Origin of the sequence: Novosphingobium sp. TH158 (assembly GCF_002855555.1) — a bacterium.
In the GTDB taxonomy this organism is placed as follows: Bacteria; Pseudomonadota; Alphaproteobacteria; order Sphingomonadales; family Sphingomonadaceae; genus Novosphingobium.
Genome location: NZ_PKRT01000001.1, coordinates 548,518 through 568,684, shown reverse-complemented (window position 1 = coordinate 568,684; position 20,167 = coordinate 548,518). Strand labels below are relative to the sequence as shown.

At 65.0% G+C, this 20,167-nt stretch carries 20 protein-coding genes, 1 tRNA gene and 1 pseudogene; 13 read left to right on the top strand and 9 right to left on the bottom strand.

The window, feature by feature from the left end; translation table 11 throughout:
- The first annotated feature begins 2 nt into the window (after positions 1-2).
- Positions 3-1,271, top strand: a complete 1,269-nt coding sequence (locus C0V78_RS02920) for a family 1 glycosylhydrolase (protein WP_254049797.1) — start codon at positions 3-5, stop codon at positions 1,269-1,271.
- 10 nt (positions 1,272-1,281) lie between these two features.
- Here the strand turns inward: C0V78_RS02920 and dgoD are convergent, their stop codons facing one another.
- Together dgoD and C0V78_RS15100 are read right to left on the bottom strand one after the other, a co-directional pair.
- Positions 1,282-2,430 (bottom strand): galactonate dehydratase, encoded by a 1,149-nt coding sequence (gene dgoD, locus C0V78_RS02915; RefSeq protein ID WP_254049796.1) that lies wholly within the window; start codon positions 2,428-2,430, stop codon positions 1,282-1,284.
- Positions 2,408-2,860 carry a hypothetical protein gene (locus tag C0V78_RS15100; RefSeq protein WP_254049795.1) on the bottom strand — a complete coding sequence of 151 codons (453 nt, stop codon included), beginning with the start codon at positions 2,858-2,860 and terminating at the stop codon, positions 2,408-2,410. Before C0V78_RS15100 ends, dgoD begins: the two co-directional genes overlap by 23 nt.
- Positions 2,861-2,947: 87 nt before the next feature.
- Here C0V78_RS15100 and C0V78_RS02910 point away from each other — a divergent pair, with 87 nt between their 5' ends.
- The gene (locus C0V78_RS02910; protein ID WP_101796357.1) at positions 2,948-5,122 is read left to right on the top strand and encodes a family 1 glycosylhydrolase; all 2,175 of its coding nucleotides are present in this window, start codon (positions 2,948-2,950) and stop codon (positions 5,120-5,122) included.
- On the opposite strand, the gene C0V78_RS02905 is transcribed toward C0V78_RS02910, so the two are convergent.
- The gene (locus C0V78_RS02905) at positions 5,119-5,553 is read right to left on the bottom strand and encodes a membrane lipoprotein lipid attachment site-containing protein (protein ID WP_101796356.1); all 435 of its coding nucleotides are present in this window, start codon (positions 5,551-5,553) and stop codon (positions 5,119-5,121) included. The two genes, C0V78_RS02910 and C0V78_RS02905, sit on opposite strands and share 4 nt — an antisense overlap.
- Before the next feature lie 96 nt (positions 5,554-5,649).
- Complete coding sequence (locus C0V78_RS02900) at positions 5,650-6,315, bottom strand: superoxide dismutase (RefSeq protein ID WP_101796355.1); 666 nt, start codon at positions 6,313-6,315, stop codon at positions 5,650-5,652.
- 122 nt (positions 6,316-6,437) lie between these two features.
- On the opposite strand from C0V78_RS02900, the gene C0V78_RS02895 reads away from it, so the two are divergent.
- Positions 6,438-7,154 carry a pyridoxamine 5'-phosphate oxidase family protein gene (locus C0V78_RS02895; protein ID WP_101796354.1) on the top strand — a complete coding sequence of 239 codons (717 nt, stop codon included), beginning with the start codon at positions 6,438-6,440 and terminating at the stop codon, positions 7,152-7,154.
- A gap of 28 nt (positions 7,155-7,182) precedes the next feature.
- Here the strand turns inward: C0V78_RS02895 and C0V78_RS02890 are convergent, their stop codons facing one another.
- Positions 7,183-7,449: a hypothetical protein gene (locus C0V78_RS02890; protein ID WP_101796353.1), complete on the bottom strand. Its 267-nt coding sequence runs from the start codon at positions 7,447-7,449 to the stop codon at positions 7,183-7,185.
- 119 nt (positions 7,450-7,568) lie between these two features.
- Between C0V78_RS02890 and C0V78_RS02885 the strand changes: the two genes are divergently transcribed.
- From C0V78_RS02885 to C0V78_RS02845, 10 genes and pseudogenes are all read left to right on the top strand, one after another.
- Positions 7,569-8,459: a diacylglycerol kinase family protein gene (locus C0V78_RS02885; RefSeq protein WP_101796352.1), complete on the top strand. Its 891-nt coding sequence runs from the start codon at positions 7,569-7,571 to the stop codon at positions 8,457-8,459.
- Positions 8,460-8,542: 83 nt separating this feature from the next.
- Positions 8,543-9,037, top strand: a complete 495-nt coding sequence (locus tag C0V78_RS02880; RefSeq protein ID WP_101796351.1) for a hypothetical protein — start codon at positions 8,543-8,545, stop codon at positions 9,035-9,037.
- A gap of 128 nt (positions 9,038-9,165) precedes the next feature.
- Positions 9,166-9,690 (top strand): DoxX family protein, encoded by a 525-nt coding sequence (locus C0V78_RS02875; protein WP_101796350.1) that lies wholly within the window; start codon positions 9,166-9,168, stop codon positions 9,688-9,690.
- A gap of 12 nt (positions 9,691-9,702) precedes the next feature.
- On the top strand, positions 9,703-10,554 hold the full coding sequence (locus tag C0V78_RS02870; protein WP_101796349.1) for an SMP-30/gluconolactonase/LRE family protein: 852 nt from the start codon (positions 9,703-9,705) through the stop codon (positions 10,552-10,554).
- A 182-nt stretch (positions 10,555-10,736) separates the two neighbouring features.
- Positions 10,737-12,839, top strand: a complete 2,103-nt coding sequence (locus C0V78_RS02865; RefSeq protein WP_254049794.1) for an autotransporter assembly complex family protein — start codon at positions 10,737-10,739, stop codon at positions 12,837-12,839.
- Complete coding sequence (locus C0V78_RS02860) at positions 12,839-17,065, top strand: translocation/assembly module TamB domain-containing protein (protein WP_101796348.1); 4,227 nt, start codon at positions 12,839-12,841, stop codon at positions 17,063-17,065. The genes C0V78_RS02865 and C0V78_RS02860 overlap by 1 nt, the downstream gene beginning before the upstream one ends.
- On the top strand, positions 17,065-17,238 hold the full coding sequence (locus tag C0V78_RS14835; RefSeq protein ID WP_158241453.1) for a hypothetical protein: 174 nt from the start codon (positions 17,065-17,067) through the stop codon (positions 17,236-17,238). The genes C0V78_RS02860 and C0V78_RS14835 overlap by 1 nt, the downstream gene beginning before the upstream one ends.
- A gap of 88 nt (positions 17,239-17,326) precedes the next feature.
- The gene (locus C0V78_RS15040) at positions 17,327-17,455 is read left to right on the top strand and encodes an entericidin A/B family lipoprotein (RefSeq protein WP_101798158.1); all 129 of its coding nucleotides are present in this window, start codon (positions 17,327-17,329) and stop codon (positions 17,453-17,455) included.
- 62 nt (positions 17,456-17,517) lie between these two features.
- A pseudogene (locus C0V78_RS02850) lies at positions 17,518-17,739 on the top strand (GlsB/YeaQ/YmgE family stress response membrane protein); the annotation flags it as partial.
- Complete coding sequence (locus tag C0V78_RS02845; RefSeq protein ID WP_101796347.1) at positions 17,690-18,028, top strand: glycine zipper 2TM domain-containing protein; 339 nt, start codon at positions 17,690-17,692, stop codon at positions 18,026-18,028. The pseudogene C0V78_RS02850 and the gene C0V78_RS02845, both read left to right, overlap by 50 nt.
- 72 nt (positions 18,029-18,100) lie before the next feature.
- Here the strand turns inward: C0V78_RS02845 and C0V78_RS02840 are convergent, their stop codons facing one another.
- The 4 genes from C0V78_RS02840 to C0V78_RS02825 form a co-directional block, all read right to left on the bottom strand.
- Positions 18,101-18,421 (bottom strand): hypothetical protein, encoded by a 321-nt coding sequence (locus C0V78_RS02840; RefSeq protein WP_101796346.1) that lies wholly within the window; start codon positions 18,419-18,421, stop codon positions 18,101-18,103.
- Positions 18,422-18,492: 71 nt separating this feature from the next.
- The gene (locus C0V78_RS02835) at positions 18,493-19,143 is read right to left on the bottom strand and encodes a Crp/Fnr family transcriptional regulator (protein WP_101796345.1); all 651 of its coding nucleotides are present in this window, start codon (positions 19,141-19,143) and stop codon (positions 18,493-18,495) included.
- A gap of 377 nt (positions 19,144-19,520) precedes the next feature.
- The gene (locus tag C0V78_RS02830) at positions 19,521-19,931 is read right to left on the bottom strand and encodes a PRC-barrel domain-containing protein (protein ID WP_158241452.1); all 411 of its coding nucleotides are present in this window, start codon (positions 19,929-19,931) and stop codon (positions 19,521-19,523) included.
- A gap of 125 nt (positions 19,932-20,056) precedes the next feature.
- Positions 20,057-20,132 (bottom strand) — tRNA-Lys (locus tag C0V78_RS02825).
- Positions 20,133-20,167: the final 35 nt, after the last annotated feature.

The following is a 20,167-nucleotide window of genomic DNA, read 5'->3' as shown; positions in this document are numbered from 1 at the left end:
CGATGATCGACGGCGTCCGCCATGACCAGATGGAGAAGTGCGGGCACTACCAGCGCTGGCAGGAAGACATCGACCGGGTGCAGCAGGTCGGCACGCGCTACTTGCGCTTCGGCCCGGCGCTGCACCGAAGCTATCTTGGGCCCGATCATTTCGATTGGGAACATGCGGATGCGGTGCTCGACACCCTGCGTTCGAAGGACATTATTCCCATTGCCGACCTGTGTCGTTTCGGCGTGCCCGACTGGATTGGTGACTTCCAGAACCCGGACTTGCCACACCTGTTTGCGCGTTATGCCAAGGCCTTTGCGGAGCGTTATCCGTGGGTGCAATTCTATACGCCGGTCAGTGCGATCTACACCTCTGCACTGACCTCGGCGAAGCTCGGCCTGTTCAACGAGGGCCTTAGCGACGACACCAGTTTCGTTACGGCATTGAAGCATCTCGCGGCTGCCAGCGTGCTGGCGATGCGGGAAATCCTGCACGTTAGACCGGATGCAATCTTCATCCATAATGAACGAGCCGCTTATTTTCACGCGGACAGTCCCGAAGCCATAGCCTTCGCAGAGACGCTTAACGCGATGCGATTCGTCGCGCTTGATCTCGTGTTCGGCCTCCGCGTCGATTCGGCGATGTACGAGTTCCTCCGTGACAATGGCATGAGCCGCGAGGAATACGCCTTCTTCATGGAAACACGCCTTGCCCGCCATTGCGTCATGGGCACCGATTACTATCCCGCCAACGAACGTCGTGTCGCAGAGGATGGCAGCCGCCGGGAAGCGGGCGAAACGCTGGGCTATGGCGACATCGCCGGGCAGTATTACCAGCGCTATCGCCTGCCGGTCATGCACACGGAAACGAGCGCTCCCGAAGTGGATGGCCAGGATCCGACATTCTGGCTGTGGAAGGAATGGGCGAACGCGCTGCGCGTCCGCAACAGCGGCATCCCGCTTGTCGGCTTCACCTGGTATCCGTTGATCGACCAGGTGGCGTGGAACGAATCCGGCCGCTGGGAAGGCTCGCTCGTCCACGGGGCTTCCAATCCGGTCGGCCTGTTCGACCTGGATCGCAACATGCGGCCGGTGGGCCACGCCTATCGCCGCCTTATCGCGGGCTGGCGAGACCTGCTGCCGGCGCAGAGCGTCTGCCTGCTGATGCCGGTGGTACTGCCCAGCGAATACAACCTGCCTCTATCGCGCCGGCGGCGGGAGACAATCCATCGCTATTACACCCAGCGCAGCAGCCAGATGCCACCCAATCCTTTCGCCCGGTAAGGGTCGGCAGCTACCACTCGCGAACCGCTCCGTCCGGGCCGCGCCAAGCTGGATTGCGCCAGCGCATCTGCCCGGCAGAGGCTGCTTCGCGGACCCGGTCTTCGTCGATCTCCACGCCAAGTCCGGGGCCATCCAGCGCCGCGATCATGCCCTGTTCCACCCGGAACACCTCGGCATTGCGGACATAGGTTGGCAGGTCTGCCTCGGCGAAGTTGTAATGGATGCCGATCGGCATTTCCTGGATGGCAAAGTTGATTGAGGTGACCGCGATCTGGACGCAGGCGGCGAAGGCAAGCGGCCCCAACGGGCAATGCGGCGCCAGAGCAACGTCATGGCATTCTGCTGCCGCCGCGATCCGTCGGCATTCGGAGATGCCCCCCGCATGGCTGAGGTCCGGCTGGATGATGTCCACCAGGCCGCCTGCAAGGAAGGGCTTGAAATCCCACCGGCTGTACAGGCGCTCGCCAAGGGCAATGGGCACGGCAGACCCGCGGGTTACTTCGGCGAGTGCTTCAAGATGCTCCGATAGCACCGGCTCCTCGACGAAAAGCGGACGATGGGGTTCGACCGCGCGGATCAGTTGCCGGGCCATGCTTCGGTGGACCCGCCCGTGAAAATCGAGTCCAACGTCCATTCCCAGTTCACGGACCGCAACCAGCCGTTCGATCGATGCGTCAAGCGAGCGCGGGCTATCGAGCCAGCCCATGTCCGCCGTCGCGTTCATCTTGACCGCCCCGAACCCCTGATCCTGTCTTTGGCGCGCTGCGGTTGCGACGTCATGCGGCCTGTCGCCGCCGATCCATGCATAGACGGGAACTTTCTGTCTGACGCAGCCGCCAAGCAGTTGCCACACCGGCAGGCCGAGCCGCTTGCCCAGCAAGTCCCACAGGGCCTGGTCAAGCCCCGAGAGCGCAGACATCAGCACCGGTCCGCCGCGATAGAAGCCCAGCCGGAAGCCGGTCTGCCAGATGTCCTCGATGCGGTCCGCATCATGGCCGATGAAGCGATCGCGGAAGGCCTCGAACGCGCCGATAACCGCCTCGGCATGCCCTTCGAGGCTGGCTTCCCCCCAGCCGACGGTGCCGTCATCGGCTTCAACGCGGACGAATACCCAGCGCGGCGGAACCGCGAAGGTTTCAATCGACCGGATCGAAGGCACGTTCTTCGGCTGCAGGGTTTGCCGGCAAGTCGCGACTGCCGCATTGATCAAGACTGCCGCGCCACTCGTGGCAACGGGCGAAGATCCGGTCGAGCGATGCCGACGAGATGAAGCGCGCGCCCGGATAGGCGCTTCGGACCTCGCCGGGCAGGGCGCCGAGTAGCAGGTCGATGTTCGGATGTTCGAGCAGGCGTGCGTAATGCTCGATTGTCGTCCCCGCAATCTCGCGCAGGTTGCCGCGGGGGTCGACCACCAGCACCCGGCGGTCGAACTTCTGCGCGAAACGGCTGGCGAGAATGGCACCGGCAAACCCGGCGCCATCGATAACCACGTGGTACGGGTCTTGCCGTGCTGGCCAGTCTTCGGGGGAAACGACGATTTCGTCCTCGCAGGATCGGCCATGCGCCTGGTTGCGCGCAGTTTCAGTCATGGAAGAACCCTGTGGTTGAAGGTCTTGGGGAACACCCGGCACGCGCGGGATGTTCCACTGGGCCGACAATTGTCACGAAGGAAAACCATGCCAGCCGTGCGAGACGGACTGCAGCTGTGGGGCGGTGCAGAGTGCACCGTCAACCGCACCCACGAGGGATATCGCGATCAGTTGCACCGGACCGGCCACCATGACCGCGCCGAGGACTTTGCCCTGCTTGGCGAGCTTGGCATCTCTGCCTACCGCCTGCCGGTGCTTTGGGAGCGCGTCGCACCGGACGGTCCCGAAAGTTGCGACTGGACCTGGAGCGACGCGCGGATTGACGCCCTGACCAACCTTGGCATCGCGCCGATCGTCGGGCTGGTCCATCATGGCAGCGGACCTGAACATACATCGCTGCTCGATCCGGCCTTCGCCAGCGGACTTGCCCGCTATGCCCGACAAGTCGCCGAGCGCTATCCCGGTATCCGCGACTGGACCCCGGTCAACGAACCGCTCACGACCGCGCGCTTTTCCGCGCTCTATGGCCACTGGTATCCGCACCTGCGCGACGAACCCCAATTCTGGCTGGCCTTGCTTAACCAGATCGACGGGGTTCGCATGGCCATGGCCGCAATCCGTGAGGTTATACCCGATGCGCGACTGATCCAGACCGAGGATCTTGGCCGGACCTATGCCACCGGCCGGCTTGCCGACCAGGCCGGCTTCGATAATGCCCGGCGCTGGATGAGCCTTGACCTGTTGGCAGGACGCGTGCTCCCGGGGCATGCCTTGTGGGATTATCTGTGCGGGTTCGGGCTCGGCTCGCAACTGGAACAACTGGCCAGTGACCCGTGCGCGCCCGACATCATTGGCATCAATCACTACCTGACCAGCGACCGCTTCCTCGATCACCGCACGGAACGCTATCCCGGCCATCTTTGCGGCAGCAACGGGCGGCAGGACTATGCCGACGTCTGCGCCATCCGTGTCCTGTCACCCGCGCCCTCGGGGCTGGAGGGCGCGCTGCGCGAAGCATGGCGGCGCTATGGCCTGCCGCTGGCGGTGACCGAGGTGCACAATGGCTGCACGCGTGACGAGCAATTGCGCTGGACGCTGGAGGCGTGGTCCTGCGCCCGGCGCCTTCGGCAGGAAGGCATGGATATCCGGGCGGTGACGGCATGGGCGCTGTTCGGCAGCCGCGACTGGAACCAGCTTCTGACTGCCGACGGAAACTACGAAGCCGGCGCCTTCGACACCCGGGGCAACACGCCGCGCATGACTGCGCTTGGCAAATTGCTGGCCCGCATCGACGATGGCCCCGCTATCCATCCTGCTATTCAAAGCGACGGCTGGTGGCGACGCGACATTCGGTTTCACCACCCGCAGGTGATGCGACCCGCACCGCTGCATCGCTGGCTCTCGGGTGGGAACGATCTGCAAGCTGCGGGCGAGCTCCTGATCGTCGGAGCCACCGGCACTCTCGGTCAGGCGCTGGCGGCGGCCTGCCGGCACCGCAACCTTGCCCATCGCCTCGTCGGGCGCGAAGTGATGGACCTTAACGATGCAGCCATGATCGGGCAGGCACTTGACCGCTATCGACCCTGTGCCGTGCTGAATGCCGCTGGCTGGGTGCGGGTGGACGATGCCGAATCCGAAGGCCCGGCCTGCCATGCCGCCAACGCGGAGGGAGCAGAGCGATTGGCCCGGCTGTGCGCGGCGCGCGGCATTCCGACCGTCAGCTTCTCGAGCGACCTGGTGTTTCCCAACTGCGAGGGGCAGGGCTGGCGCGAGGGCGACCAGCCTGCCCCGCTCAACACCTATGGCAAGAGCAAGCATCGCATGGAGCAGGCCATTGCCCGGCTTTCGGGCGACCACCTTGTGATCCGGACGGCGGCGTTCTTCTCGCCGTTCGATCCGCACAACTTCGCGGTCCATGTCGTGGAGAGCCTGCGCGAGGCGACGGAGGTGCAGGCGGCTAGGGATGCCGTGGTATCACCCACCTATGTGCCCGACCTTTGCGATGCCGTGCTGGACCTGCTGATCGATGGGGAGACGGGCCTCTGGCACCTGAGCAATGGCGAGGGGATTTCGTGGTTCGACTTTGCCCGGCGCATCGCCCGCGAATGCGGGTTTGATGAAGCGATGGTACATGCAGTGACCGGCGAAGAACTGGGCTGGAAAGCCCCGCGCCCTGCCAATTGCACGCTGTTGAGCGAGCGCGGATCGCCCATGCCCAGCCTGGACAGTGCGATCGCGCGCTTCGCCTTGCATCTCGTCTAGCGACAGCGGACCCGCTGGTTCCGGTCGATTGCCGCGCCCGCCGCAGCGCCGCCAAGCGCGCCAAGCACCGTTCCCAGCGTCTTGGAATCGCCCGGGGCGATAATGTTGCCGAGTATCCCGCCAGCAAGACCGCCGACGATCAGGCCGGTCGTTCCGTCCGAACGGCGGCAGTAATAGCGCCCGTCACGCCCGCGATAGATGCGGTCGCCGCTCGACAGGTAGCGTTCGCGATAGCGGCGGTCTGCGCGGTAATAGGAATCGGCGTAATAGCCGCCATAGGCCGGGTCAGGGCGGTTATAGTCATAGGAGCCATAGCGATCGTAATAGCCGCGATCATAGTAGCCCCAGCTATCGTCATAGCCATAGCCATAACCGGTGGTGCAACCGGCAAGCGCCGTCGCCGCGCAAAACGCGAATGTCGTTCTTTTCATGGTTCGTGCTCCGTATTTGCCGCCTTGCGGGACAGCTGCATATCGCCTGTGGCGCGGAGGATCCCGGAGGCTACAGGGCACTAACCGCAGGCCGGATCAGTTGTTCCCCGTAGCATCGGCAGGCATGACCACCGCCTCGGCTTCGTCGGGGACAAGCAGGCCCGCCCGTTCAAGCGCATCTGCGACGAAGCGCCAGTCGGCCAGTTGATCGATGAAGCGGGCGAGGAATTCGGCGCGCTGGTTCTGGTAATCGAGGTAATAGGCGTGCTCCCACAGGTCGCACACCAGCAGCGGCAGCTTGCCCTCGACAAACGGCGTGTCGGCATCGTGCGTGGTGCAGATTTCAAGGCCATCGTCAGCCATGACGAGCCAGAGCCAGCCAGAACCGAAATGCGCTTTGCCGTGCTGGATGAACTGCTCACGGAATTCCGGCAGTCCGCCAAAGGCATCGCCCAGCAGGGTCGCCACCGGGCCGACAGGCTGGCCACCGGCGCCCGGCCTCATGCATTTCCAGAAGAAGCTGTGGTTCCAGTGCTGGCCGGCGTTGTTGAAGATCTTTCGCTCTTCAGGGCTGTCACTCGAGGCACAGGCAATGATGATCGCCTCAAGCGACATCGTTTCGAAACGCGTTCCTGCGATGGCCGCATTGAGCCCCTCGACATAGGCACGATGGTGCTTGCCGTGATGGAATTCCATGGTCCGCCGCGAAATGTGCGGCTCCAGTGCGCCTTCGTCGTACTCCAGTTCGGGCAGCTGAAACATGGGAACTCCTCCTGATCGCAAGGCCGGTTAACCGGTCAGGTTGGCCGGCGTTCCCAAGCCGCCGGAACAAGCGCGGGCGACGCGTGGTTTCGTGACCGACCAATCTGGACGGGAGCAGCACCATGCACGATCAACCAGGCGAGAATTCCGGGCCGGTCAATAGCGGACGCGACCTTCAGGGCGAGGGCAACTACGACGCCGCTCGTCGCTTCGATGCCGAGCAGGAGGCTTTTGCTTCCGATGAGGAGCGCGTTGACCGCGCCGCCCGCCAGGCGGCCGAGGCGCTAGATGGCCCGGAAGGCGAAGAGCTGCGCAAGGCCGAGCGGGACACGGGCCGCCACGGCCAATACACCGGCCGCAACAACGCACCCGATGTCCATGAAATCCGGCGGCAGTTCTGGCACGCGATAGAGGCATCGCCCTTTGTCATGCTGCAATTGTCGGTCGATCCATCGGGCGTTGCCCCGATGACCGCGCAGCTGGACCGCGACGGAAACCACAATATCTGGTTCTTCACCACGCGCTCAGGCCGCTTTGCCGAGGCGGGGCCTGCGACTGCCATCTTTGTCAGTCGCGATCACGATGTCTTCGCGCGCTTCGAAGGCGAACTGATCGAGGAAACCGATCCTGCCCGGATCGACAAGCATTGGTCGAACACGGTCGAGGCCTGGTACGAACACGGCAAGCAGGATCCCGACCTGCTGATGCTGCGCATGGCGCTGGGAGAGGCGTCGATCTGGTCGACTGACGAGCTGGGGCTGGTCGGCGCTGTCAAGCTGATGCTGGGCATGGACATGCGGGATGAGGCGGGCAAGGGCCACGTCGAGACCCGGCTCTGAACGGAAGGTGCAGAAAGCCGGCCGTCCTTCAGAGCGCTGCGCCCTGCCGCATCCTTGGCCCCCGGCAAGGCACCACAGTCAGCGATCCATGCTCACGCATGATTGCATCGTGCTCGGCGAATATCCGTTCAAGATCGGCACGCTTTTCAAGGATCAGCCGCGCGAGACCGGGGGCGAGGCTCTCGCCGCAGCCCCCGCGCCCGATCAGAGATGCCAGATCGCTGATCGTTGCATCCTCGGCCGTGCGGAAAATCTGGCCGTTCGAATTGAAGAATGCGGTTCCGGTAGTGGCCATGGCCCCAAATCCCTGTTGCCTTATGCCAATCAAACGGCGCCCGCGCTGTGTAGTTCCACCGATGCGACGAAACGACGACCGGCCTACGCGCGTCCCGTCAATGCCGGTGCCCACCGGTGATGGAACGCCGCATCGTCCTGCTCAATTGCGAGGCCGGAGCCTTCGGGAGCGACGCCTCGCAGTTCACCCGGCAACTGGTCGATGGTTTTGCCGCAAATGGCTGTCGTGCGGAAATTCACCTGCTCGACGGGCGGCAGGTCTGCGCGGCCGCGGCCTACCATGCCACGACAACCCGGCGGCTTGTTATCGGTGGCGGTGACGGCACGATTGCGGCGGCAGCGCAGGCAATTGGTGGCAGGCAGTGCGAACTGGCGATCCTGCCACTCGGCACGCGCAACCATTTCGCCCGGGATCTCGGCCTGCCGACATCGCTGGACGAGGCCATCCGCCTGGCGGTTCGGGGCAGGGCCCGGCCTGTCGATCTGGGCCGTGTCAACGATGCGGTCTTCGTCAACAACGTGTCGATCGGCAGCTATGCCCTGATGGTCCGGCAGCGGGATTCCTGGCAGCACAGGACCGGCCTGCCGAAATGGCTGGCGACCATTCCGGCGAGCGGACAGGTGCTTGCCCGCCTGCGCTTTCACCGCCTGCGCATCGCCACCGAACGGCCAGGCGATCCGGTGGTGACCCCGCTGCTGTTCGTCGGCAACAACCGCTACTCGCTGGAGCGCGCTGCGCTGGGTTCGCGCAGCGCCCTGTCGGACGGTCAGCTGGCGGTATATGCCGTGGCCCGCCGCAGCCGCATCGCGCTCCTGTGGTTCGGCCTGCGCACCCTGTTCGGCCGGGCAGACCTGGCCCGCGATTTCGTGCTGGTGGAAGAATGCAGCCAGCTGACGGTCGGTTCGCACGCCAGCCATGTCGAGGCCGCGCTGGACGGCGAAATCCGCCGCCTTCGCTATCCCCTGCGCTTCGAAAGCATGGCTGGAGCGTTGCAGGTCGTTGCACCCTGACATTTGCGCGACGAGCGGCATTGGTGCCCGGGAACAGTTGCACGGCGCGGCAGTTGCAACAGCAGTCCAAACGGAGAAGCGCCATGGCATCGAAGAATTCCAATTCCAGCAAGACGAGCAATGCGGCGGGAAGCCAGAGCAGTCCGTCGGCAGACTTTTCCGTGGAGCCGATCGCCGGAGAAGGCCTGAGCGCATCGGGCGCCGGCAGCACCAGCGGCGGCGGTTCTGCCGATCGCCGCACGGGCTCTTCGCGCGTCGAGGGCTTCATTGACCGCCAGCTTGGCGTGATCGCCGAAGACCTCGAAAGCTTCGCCGCCGTGCTCGCGGATGCCACCACCAGGGACGATCAGCACATGGGGCAGGGCCTTCGCTCCACCATTGAGCCGCTGTCCGGCAAGATCGAACAGTTCGCCGGTGTGCTTCGCGATCAGGAAGCGCACAGGCTTGTGGAGCGGACGCGCGAACTGGTCGTGCGGCATCCGATGGCGATCGTCGGCGGTGCGGCGGTGGTCGCGGCGGCACTTGGCCAGCTTGCCGTCATGGCGTCGCGCCGGGCAGACATGTCGCAACCGGGCTGAAAACGGAAAAAATTCAAGCCTGCGGAACCTCGATACCCGCAAAGGGTTTACCCGTATGGCTGTGGCGGCCTGCTGCACCCTTTCCCTCCCACTGCCCCAGGCCGCCACAGCTTCCGGAGCCGGTCGAAATGGCAAGCCTTATCGCCGCAATCGGCCGTGTCCTTCTCGGCCTCGTCTTCATCGTTTCGGGCAGTACCAAGCTTCTCGATACCGATGCGACCGAGGCGCTCATGCTCACCGCAGGCCTGCCCGCCAACTTTGCCGGGCCCGCCGGGCTCGTCGAACTGCTCGGCGGGTTGCTGATCGCCACCGGACTGTTCGCCCGCCTGGCGCCCTTGGTGATGATCGTCTTCACAGCTTTGGCCACGCTGTTCTTCCACAACGACATTACCGACCCGGCGCAGTCTGCGCATTTCTTCAAGAACCTGGCGATAATCGGCGGCCTGCTCTGTGCCTTCGCCGCTGCTCAGGCACGGCATGGCTATGAGGCTGCGCGGGCCGATCGGGAAGAGGCGCTCGCCGAACGCGATGCGGCTCTGGTGGAGCGGAACGAGGCGGAACATGATCTGCACCGCCCCCATGCCGGCTGGAGGCGTCCCGCCGTCCATCAACGGGGTGACTGGCGAAGGCGTTGGCTCCCTTGGTGGAACTGAGCGGAACCGACCGTGACTGAGGTCGAAGCTGCCTGCTCCATGCGATGCGAACTCGGCGAAGGGCCGGCCTGGTTTGCGACGGAGGCGGAACTGCACTTTGTCGATATCGCCAAGGGCCAGCTCCACCTGTTCAAGCCCGCCACCGGGAAGCTGACTACCGCGAGCATTGGCGGCAAACCCAGCTTTGTTCTGCCTTTTGCCGGAGGAGGCAGGATCGTCGGCTCCCGGCACGAACTCCTGCTGGTCGATGCGTCAGGGTACGTACAGCCCCTTGCGAATATTCCCCAACCATCCGGCAACCGCACCAACGACGCAACGGTCGACGCCGCGGGCAGGCTCTGGTTCGGCACCATGGATGATGGCGAGGAGCAGCCATCCGGTACGATCTGGTGCCTTGCCGGAGGACAATTGACCCGCAGCAGCGTGAGCGCCGTGGTCACCAACGGCCCGGCAATTTCACCCGATGGTCGCACCCTCTATTATGCTGACTCGCAGCAAGGCGTCGTGTATCGCTGCGCCATGGATGGAGTGAGCCTGGCTGATCCGCAGCCTTTCCTGGCAATCGACGATGGCTTCCCGGACGGGCTGGTCGCGGATGAACAGGGCAATATCTGGGTCGCACTCTGGGATGGCTGGTGCGTTCGGCTGTATTCGCCCGCCGGCCGTCACTTGCGGACGGTAGAGCTGCCTTGCGCGCGCCCGACCAAGGTTGCGCTGGGCGGACCAGCTCGCAGGACTGCCTATGTCACTTCTGCCCGGACAGGTCTGGATGAGGCGAAATTATCCCGCCAGCCGCTTGCCGGATCGCTGTTCCGCTTCGAGGTCGATGTGCCGGGGCAGATTGTTCGCGATGTCGTGCTCTGACCATGCAGCGGAACCTTTGGCAATTACCGGAGATTATCGAGACGGAGGACCGGCAGGTTTGCCGGCCACCTCGGGGAGCCATGCCTGATCCGATGCAGACGCTGCACATGCCAGGGCGCAGAATTGGCGGCAGGTGCGCGCGCGCGGGCCGGCTCCTCCGGTCTGCCGGGATCACGGGGTTTTTGCTGCTTGTCTCTGCCCAGGCAATCGCGCAGCCATTCCCGGCCCCGCAACCACCGGCGCCGGAACCGATCGTTCCCGATGCCGAATTCGACAAGGCCGTTCCGCGTTTTCCGGACAAGGACCCGGAACTCGAAGCGCCGCTGGAGTCCATCGAGGAGTTCGAGCGTCGTCTGGCAAGCGAGGCGGCGGCAACTGCTGCGCCACCGCCTGCCGGAACGCCTGCGGCCCCGCAGGCCACCCCGCCTGTGCCCGATCCGGAACTCACCGCCCCGCTGCCCCCGCTCGAGCAGTTCCAGGTGGAGCCGGTCGAGATTCCCGACAGTCCGGCAAGCAAGCCGCCCGAGACCTTCGCCTACAAGGTCCAGGTCAACGGTCTCGACAGTGCCGATAGCCAGACGGCGACGAACCTCGCTGATCGTTTTTCCGACCTTTCCGCACTCCGATCCGAAGGGGCCCGCGCCAACAGCACGGCACTTGTCGCAGCAAGGCTTCGCGAGGACAGGGATCTGCTCCAGCGGTTGCTTTCCTCCGAAGGCTGGTACGACGCCGAGGTGAAATCGCGCATCGATATCCCGCGCGATGAGGACAAAAACAGCTCCTCCGGCATCACCGCCGTGCTCGATGTGGTGCCGGGCAAACGCTATGTCTATTCGGACATCGTCATCGCCGCCGCGCCCACCGAACCACCCGGCCTGATCCGCAACAGCGTCGCCATCGAGAAGGGGGAGCCCATCGTCGCGGCGCGGGTGCTGGCGGCAGAGGCGGAAGCCGCGGTTGCCCTGGCGCAGAACGGCTATCCCTTCGCCGAGGTGCGAGAGCGCGATATCCTGCTCGACCGGGCGACCGGTGCCGGGCTTTATACCCTGCCTGTCGAGACCGGGCCGCGTTCCCGCTTCGGTGACTTTGCGACGCAGGGCAAACTGGCCGTCGGCACCGGGCACCTCGCCACAATTGCCCGGTTCAAGCCCGGCGAGCTTTACGACAGCCGCCAGGTGGACGACCTGCGCGAGGCATTGGTGGCAACCGGCCTTTTCGCATCGGTTGCAGTCGAGCCGAAGCGCAGCGGCGTGAAGGGCGCTGATGGGACGGAACTGGTCACCATGATGGTCAGCCAGGAAGCCGGCCCGCCGCGCACGATCGCCGCGACACTTGGCTATGGCGCGGGCGAGGGCTTCCGCGCCGAGGCAAGCTGGACCCATCGCAACCTGTTCCCTCCCGAAGGCGCGCTGATCGTTCACGGCGTTGCCGGTACGGACGAGCAGGGCGCGGGCGTGACCTTCAGGCGATCCAACGCTGGAATGCGCGACCGGACCTTCGAACTGGCGCTTGAAGCATCGCACCGCAATTACGAGGCCTATGATGCCTATACCGGTCGCCTCGGTGTGCGGATCAGCCGGGATTCAACGCCGCTTTGGCAGAAGAAGCATACCTGGGCACTTGGCGCGGAACTGCTTGGTACGGCCGAAGAGGACTATGACTTCGATCTCGGCCGGCGTGACAGGCGCACCTATTTCATCGCCGGGCTGAGCGGGCAATATGGCCTGGATTTCACTGACAGCCTGCTCGATCCGCAAAAGGGTTTCAGGCTGGTCGCACTTGTCCAGCCCGAAGGATCGCTGGCCGGGGGCTTCAGTCCCTATGTCCGCGCCAGGCTCGATGCCTCGGGCTATTTCCCGGTGTCGAAGCGGGTGGTCATCGCCGGGCGCGCGCGCGTGGGAACGATCCTGGGATCGGAACTGGATGAAATCGCACCCAGCCGCAGGCTCTATGCCGGCGGGGGCGGATCGGTTCGCGGGTTCGGTTACCAGGAGCTCGGGCAACTCGATCCCGATGGCAAGCCGAACGGCGGGCGAAGCGTAGCGGAGGGCGCGATCGAGGCGCGCGTGCGGTTCGGCGATTTCGGCGTGGTCGGCTTCGTCGATGTGGGCCAGTCGTGGGATTCCTCGCTTCCCCGCTTTTCGGACCTGCGCGCCGGTGTGGGCATCGGCGGGCGCTACTATACCAATTTCGGCCCCGTACGGCTCGACATAGCCACCCCGATTGCCCGGCGACCGGGCGAGGCCAAGATCACGGTCTATGCCTCCATCGGACAGGCGTTCTGATGGCGGAGGAACCGATCGCCCCGGTTGAGACCGACAAGCCGGTTCGTCGGCGGGTCAACTGGCGCCGCACAGCCCGCTGGTCCGCCGGCGTGTTCGGTGCACTGCTGCTTTTGCTCGGTCTGGCGCTGGTCTGGTTGGACACCGGGCCGGGCCGCAGGTTCGTGGCGGAGCGGATTGCCCAGATCGCCTTCGAGAACGGCATGAGCATCCATATCGGGCGCATCGACGGCTCGATCTATGGCCGGATGACCCTGCATGCCGTGTCCGTGCGCGACGGCAAGGGTCAGTTCCTGCAATCGCCGCGGATCGAGGTGGACTGGAAGCCCACCGCCTGGCTGCGCAACCGCATCGATGTCCGTTCTGTGACTGCGCAGACGGTGGTGCTGGAGCGCCGACCGGCCCTGCATCCGACCACCAGCAAAGGCCCGATCCTGCCAGACATCGACATCGATATCGGCAAGCTGAGGATCGACCGGTTCATAGCCGAGGCCCCCGTTGCCGGCGAGCGGCGCGGCGGCTTCATCGAAGGCCGCGCTCATATCGCCGATGGCCGGGCGCTGGTCGATCTGTCGGGCAGTCTTGCTGCGCCTGATGGCAGGTTGCACGACCGCATGCGGCTCTCCCTCGATGCCAATCCCGATGCTGACCGTTTTGCCCTCAACGGCACTGTCGATGCACCGGCTGAGGGGGTGATCGCCACTCTCGCCGGCATTCGCGAAGCGTTGGTCCTGCGCATCGGAGGCAGCGGCAGCTGGAGCAAGTGGAACGGCAGGCTGGATGCCGACCTGGCCGGGAGCGAACTCGCGCGCCTTGCCCTGGGCCTGCGAGAGGGAACGTTCTCGCTCACCGGCACGGCGCGTGCGGATCGGCTCGTCTCAGGGCAATTGACCAGGGCCTTGCAGCCGATGGTCCGGATCGACCTTACTGCCCGTCCGCAAGATCGGCGGGTGGCGCTGGACGGAACCGCCGCCAGCGATGGCGTGGAGCTGGCCGTGAAAGGCGTGGCCGATCTCTCCGACAATACTTTCGACCGGCTGGCCCTCGATCTGCAGCTGGACGATCCGGCGGTTCTCGGCACGAACCTTGCGGGATCGCCGGTGCTGGGCCGGGCTGTTCTGGACGGGCCGTTTGCGCGGCCGCGAGCCGACTATACGATCGACGCGGCCCGGCTGGCCATCGGAGATATGGCGCTTGAGCAGTTGCACGCCAGCGGTGCGGCCGTGGTGAACAGCGATCGCATCCTGGTGCCCGTTTCCGCCCGCGTTGCCCGCATAACCGGGCTGGACGCCGTGGCAGGCGGCACCCTGCGCGATGTCCGGCTGGCGGGCGATCTTGCCGTGGACGGCACCCGCGTCCTTTCCGACAACATGCGCCTGAAATCGGAGCGCATCGACGCCAAGGCCGTGCTGCTCGCCGATCTTTCAAAGGGCTTCTATGCCGGGGCCTTGAACGGGCAACTCGGTAACTATCGCCTCGCGAGCGTCGGAACGTTCAACCTGACGACCGCGCTCGACCTTGAGAGCAACCCGCGCGGGTTCTCGCTGTCGGGAACGATCCGGGCGCGGTCGCTGCAACTGGTCAACGAAAGCCTGCGCGACCTGCTGGGCGGGAACTTCACCGCGGCAAGCAGGATCAGCTACGGACCGGACGGCGTCATCCGCCTGAGCGGACTGCGCCTCAACGCGCCATTGCTCAGCATCAGCGATGTGCGGGGCGGATTTGTCCCGGGCGGCGCCATCAACTTCGACGCTGCCGCGCGATCTCGCCATTACGGGGCGCTTGGCTTCCGCCTTTCCGGGACTTTCACGCAGCCACGCGCTCAGGTCAGCGCGGAGCGGCCCGGGCTGGGTATAGGCCTGGCGAACCTGAAAGCAGACATTGCAGGAGTGCAGGGCGGCTATCGGCTGCTCGCCACGGGCGAAACCGATTATGGCCCGCTCAGCGCCGATGCGACGCTGTTCGGCGGCAAGACGACGCGGATCAGGATAGACCGGGCAGACCTTTCGGGCATTGTCTTTGCCGGATCGCTGGTCCGCAGCGGGCAGGGCCCGTTCACGGGCGAGCTCAGCGCGCTGGGCAACGGGGTTACCGGCAAGGCCGTACTAGCCGCCCAGGGATCGGTACAGGCGGTGCAGTTCAACCTGCGCGCCAATGACACCGTCCTGCCCGGCCCCGCCCAGCTGGCGGTCGGCATGGCAACGGCCGACGGTCGCATCGTGCTTTATGAGCAGCCACAGGTGACGGGGGACTTCCAGCTCGCCGACACGAGCTTCCGGGGATACCGCATCGATGCTGCGCGGGTTGCGGTCGACTATCGCGGGGGGCAGGGCACGGCTCGCGCACTGGTCGAAGGCCGGAGTGTTTCACCCTTCCGGATCGCGGCGAATGCGCAGCTCCAGCCGGGCCTGTGGCGCGCGATGCTCACCGGCAGGGTTGGCGGGATCGATTTTGCCACCGTCGGCCCCGCGCGGATTGTTCCCCTGAGGGATGGCTACGAACTGCAACCCGTGCGGGTAAACGCGGGGAAGGGCAGCATGCGACTGGCAGGCCGTTTTGGCGACGGGATCAAGCTTGAGAGCCGGTTGGATTCGCTCGATCTCGCGATATTCGACGTGTTCTATCCGGATTCCGGCCTGACCGGGAAGGCCACGGGCGTGCTCGATTTCGCGCAGGCCAGTGCAAGCGCGTTTCCCAGCGCCGATGCCCGCCTGTCCATCACCGGCTTCACCCGGCTGTCACCCACCGGGGCCAGTCGCCCGGTCGACCTGCAGGTGGTCGGGCGGCTGCTTCCCGACGGTGGCGAGGCCAAGGTGGTAATCCGGCAGCGCGGTGCGGTAATCGGGCGACTTGCCGCTTCGCTGCGGCCTTTAGGGCCGGATGCAGGCAGCTGGCTGACGAGGCTGCGGGCGGCTCCGCTGGGCGGCGGCATTCGCTACAATGGCCCAGCCGAAACGCTGTTTTCGTTTGCGGCACCAGCCGGCCACAGTTTTGCAGGGCCGATCGGCATGGCAGCGGATTTCTCGTGCAAGCTGGAAAATCCCTGCCTCAACGGCATCATTCGCGCAAACAGCCTCGTCTATGAGAACACGCAATACGGAACCCGCCTGACCGACATGGCGGTGAACGGCCGGTTCGGCGGCGACCGGATCGAATTTGCCTCGCTTACGGCCAAGGCGGGCAACGGCACGGTCGAGGCGCGCGGCTATGTCAGCCTTTCCCAGTCACTTGGCTATCCGATGGACCTGGCGATCACGCTCGACAATGCCCGCCTGGCACGCAGTGACGCCGTTTCCGGCAGTGCGACCGGCAAGGTGCGCCTGACCAAGGTTGCCGCTGCCGCAGCCGTCCTCTCCGGCGAACTCGTCCTGCCCGAGGCACGCTACCGCATTGTCCGGCAAGGTGCTGCCGAGGTGCCGCAGCTGACCGGCGTGCGCTTCAAGCAGCGCGGTGCCCGTCTGGCCGGAGCCGGCGGAGGAGAGGCCGGCCAGCCGGCGGCACCCTCGCTGTTCCCTCCTGTCCGGCTCGACCTACAGCTCCTCGCGCCCCAGCGCCTTCAGGTCGAAGGCATGGGCCTGCAATCGGAATGGAGTTCGAGCCTGCGGGTCAGTGGTACAACCGCCAGTCCGCTGCTCGATGGCGAATTGCGGCTTGTGCGCGGATCGCTGGATTTTGCCGGGCGCTCGTTCGACCTGACTTCCGGCCGCATCGCCTTTACCCCGGACCGCGTCGGCAATCCCTCAATCGCGGTTTCAGCCGTCGAGACGATCGATGACGCAACCGTAACGGTCGCCATCAGCGGGCGCGCGCTAAACCCGCAGATCACTTTTGCGAGCGTTCCGGGCCTGCCACAGGACGAAATCCTCTCTCGCGTGCTGTTCGGCCGCTCCATTGCCGGGGTATCATCGTTGCAGGCCGTGCAGCTGGCCGCCTCGCTCAACACACTGCGCGGCGGCAGCGGCGGGCTAACCCCGCTGGGCAAGCTGCGCGCAGCGGCAGGGATCGACCGGCTACGCATCATTGCCGCGCAGGAGAGCCCGGGCGGCAAGACCGCGTTTGCTGCCGGCAAGTACATCACCGACGACATCTACCTTGAACTGATCACCGATGCCCAGGGCTTCACCGCCACGCAGCTGGAAATCAGCATCACCCGGTGGCTCTCGATTCTCAGCCAGGCAGGGCAGGCCGGTGTAAACAACTTCAACGTGCGGATCAGGAAGGACTACTGATGCGGGTCGCTGTTGCTGTTTGCCTGCTGCTCATCGCCGGATGTCGCCGCGCACCCAGCTTCGACGAGCAATACGCCGCCGTCGAGAAGGCCATAAACAGCGAGGCCGCTGCAATCGACCGCGAACTTGCCTCCTCGGTTCCTGAAGCGGCGCAATCACCCCCGACAGACTGATGGCAGCCATGCCGGAACCCGGCGCGGTTTGATCAGTTTCCTTCTCGCAGGCCGGGCACGTTCCGGTCGGGCGAAGAAGGACAAGATCATGATCAAGAAGCTCTTCATCCTGTTTGCAGCAGGTTCGGCAGCGCTCACGGTCAGCGCGTGCAACACGGTGCGCGGGGCAGGGCAGGACCTCGAATCAGCGGCGGATGCGGTGGACAAGGAGATCTGAACCGGCGCCCACCGGCACCGGACAACGGCTCTGAATAACAAGTCATACAACAGGAGACAGGCATGAACCTTATCATCACCCTCATCGCCGCCGGCATCATCGGCTGGCTGGCCAGCCTGATCATGCGCACGGACGCAAGCCAGGGCGTGTTCCTGAATGTTGTGGTTGGCATAGTCGGCGCCATTCTTGCCGGCTTCCTGATCACGCCGTTCTTCGGCGGTCGTCCGATCACCGATGGCGCCTTCAACCTGGGCTCCTTCGTGGTCTCGCTGCTTGGCGCGGTTGGATCCCTATTACCGGGGATATTACGCGGACTATTACTATCGGGACGGGCGCTATTACCGGCCCTACCGGTTGACACGCCGGGACCGGATATACCGGGGCAGCGACGGCCGGTTCTATTGCCGCCGCAGCGACGGGACCACGGGCCTTGTCATCGGTGCCGTGATCGGCGGCGTAATCGGCAACCGGCTGGGGCGCGGTGACTCGCGGACAATCGCCACCCTGATCGGTGGCGGGGCCGGCGCTCTGCTGGGCCGCGAGGTCGACCGGGGCCGGGTAACCTGCCGCTGACGAGAAGCTGATGAAATTGAAGGCGGGTCCCGATCCGGGGCCCGCCTTCTGCGCAAGTCGTTTTATGATCGTCTAGTTGTTAGGCTCATTGCGGTCGCGCACCCGGTCGGCCTTGTCCTCAACGGCGTCGGCCTTGTCTTCCGCCCGGTCGCGCACACGTGCGGCCTGGCTTTCCATGCGCTGCTCGACGGGGGAATCGATGCCGTCGGCGCGATTGTCCATCTGGTCAGCCTTGTCCTCCATGGCGTCGGCGCGGGCATCCCCGCTTTCACGAATGGCATCAGCCTGGTTTTCCAGGGCATCCGCCGTGCGTTCGGCGGCGGGGTCGGTGCGGTTACAAGCGCTCGTTGCGACCAGGGCCACCGTGACGGCGGCGATACGAATTCGGGACATCCAGGTTCTCCATGCAAGGGTAGGGCACGGCAAACCGCGCGCTCCGCGCATTTGTTCCGCCGGGAGTGCGGCTAGTGTGCCAGCGACAGGGCCAGCAGCCTTGCGCGATCGACCAGGCGGATCTCGCCGCGCAGGCTGCGGATCGCGTGCGCACCCTCCAGTTCCTGCAGGGCGAGCGTCACCGTTTCGCGGCGCAAGTGCAGAAGGCCTGCGATCTCGCGGTGGGTCGTGCGCAGGATATCGTCGCCCAGCGTCTGGAAGTGATCGAGCAGCCTTGCAGCGACACTGGCAGTGGCGCTCCTGCGGCCTCCGAGGACAAATTCCCGGGCAAGCTGCGCTGCTTCCTGCTGCGCCTTGCACTCGATACGGTCGGCAAGCGTGGGTGCCCTGTCTCGCAAGCCCGGTATCAGAGCTGCGGGCAGCATCCAGCCCGATCCGCCTCGACAAACCTTCGTGCGCCACGGGATGCGACCATCGCCGATGATTGCGAAGGCGCAGGCAATGGAGCCGGCAGGGTCTAGACCGAACTCCTGGTTCGCCCCGCGGAGGCCGAGAGCAAGGCGACAGGTCACCGCATCGCCAAGCAGCCACAGGCCGCTCGATGCCCGGTCCGCCTCTGCAAGCACAGTGCCCTTTGCGAGAGCCTGCCCGACCAGCACCGATTCCAGCCACACGGTCTCGCAGCGCGGCAAGTTGGCCAGCAAAGGCGGCACGGTTTTCATTCGTTTTCCTCTGTGCGCCTCCGCACCAAACCGGGATGGAGCGGCGGATTGGCGAAACAATCCTCGTCCCCGGTTGGTTTCCGGACAGTCCAACACCAATCGAGGGATCAGACATGGCGGAAGCACAAAAACCGCAGAATGAAGACATGACCTCGGCGACTGGCAAGGGGGCGAACGGTACCCAGTCGGCCGGCGAACAAGGCAAGCAGGCCGGGTCTAAGGGGCAGGGTGGCCAGGATGCCATCGCCGTGCTGACGGCCGATCACCGCAAGGTGGACGAGCTTGTCGCAAGCTTCGAAAAGGCACGAAGGCTCCTTGCTTGTCAGGCAAGCAACACGGCAGAGGCATCCCAAAGCGACCGGATCGAGCCCTTCGGCTTACAGGCCGTAATATCCCTGGACCGAGGTCATGTAGGCCTGGTCGTAAACCGGCTCCGAGCTGGCCTCGTAACGCGGGGCATGTTCGAGGTCTGCCTCGTCAAGGTCCACCACGTAGCCACCCTGCTCGGTGTCGTAATCGAGGATATCCCAGGGCAGCGGGTAATATTCCTGGCCCATGCCGAGGAAGCCGCCGAAGCTCATCACCGCATATTCGACTTCACCCGAACGCTTGTCGACCATGAAGTTCATGATCGAACCAAGCCGCTCGCCCTGGTGGTTGTACACCGCGGTGCCTTCCACCTTGTTCGACGCGATCAGCGAATCGGTCTCGTCGATGGCGACTGCCCGTTCATCGTCACGGTTGCCGAAACGACGCTGGCGGCCGGAAGGGTTGGGATAGTCTGCCATGTTACTCTCCTTTGGGTACGCCGAAGAAACGGCGCAACGCGGGCAAAGGTCCATGCAGAAGTGCAGGCGAGGGCGCAGCAGAGCCGTGCTGTGCGGCTTGGGCGACTGATCGCGAGGAGAGGGGGTGGTGGACGCACTAGGGCTCGAACCTAGGACCCGCTGATTAAGAGTCAGCTGCTCTACCAACTGAGCTATGCGTCCACACGGGCGGTAAGTTCCGCGGGGTCCCGAATCTC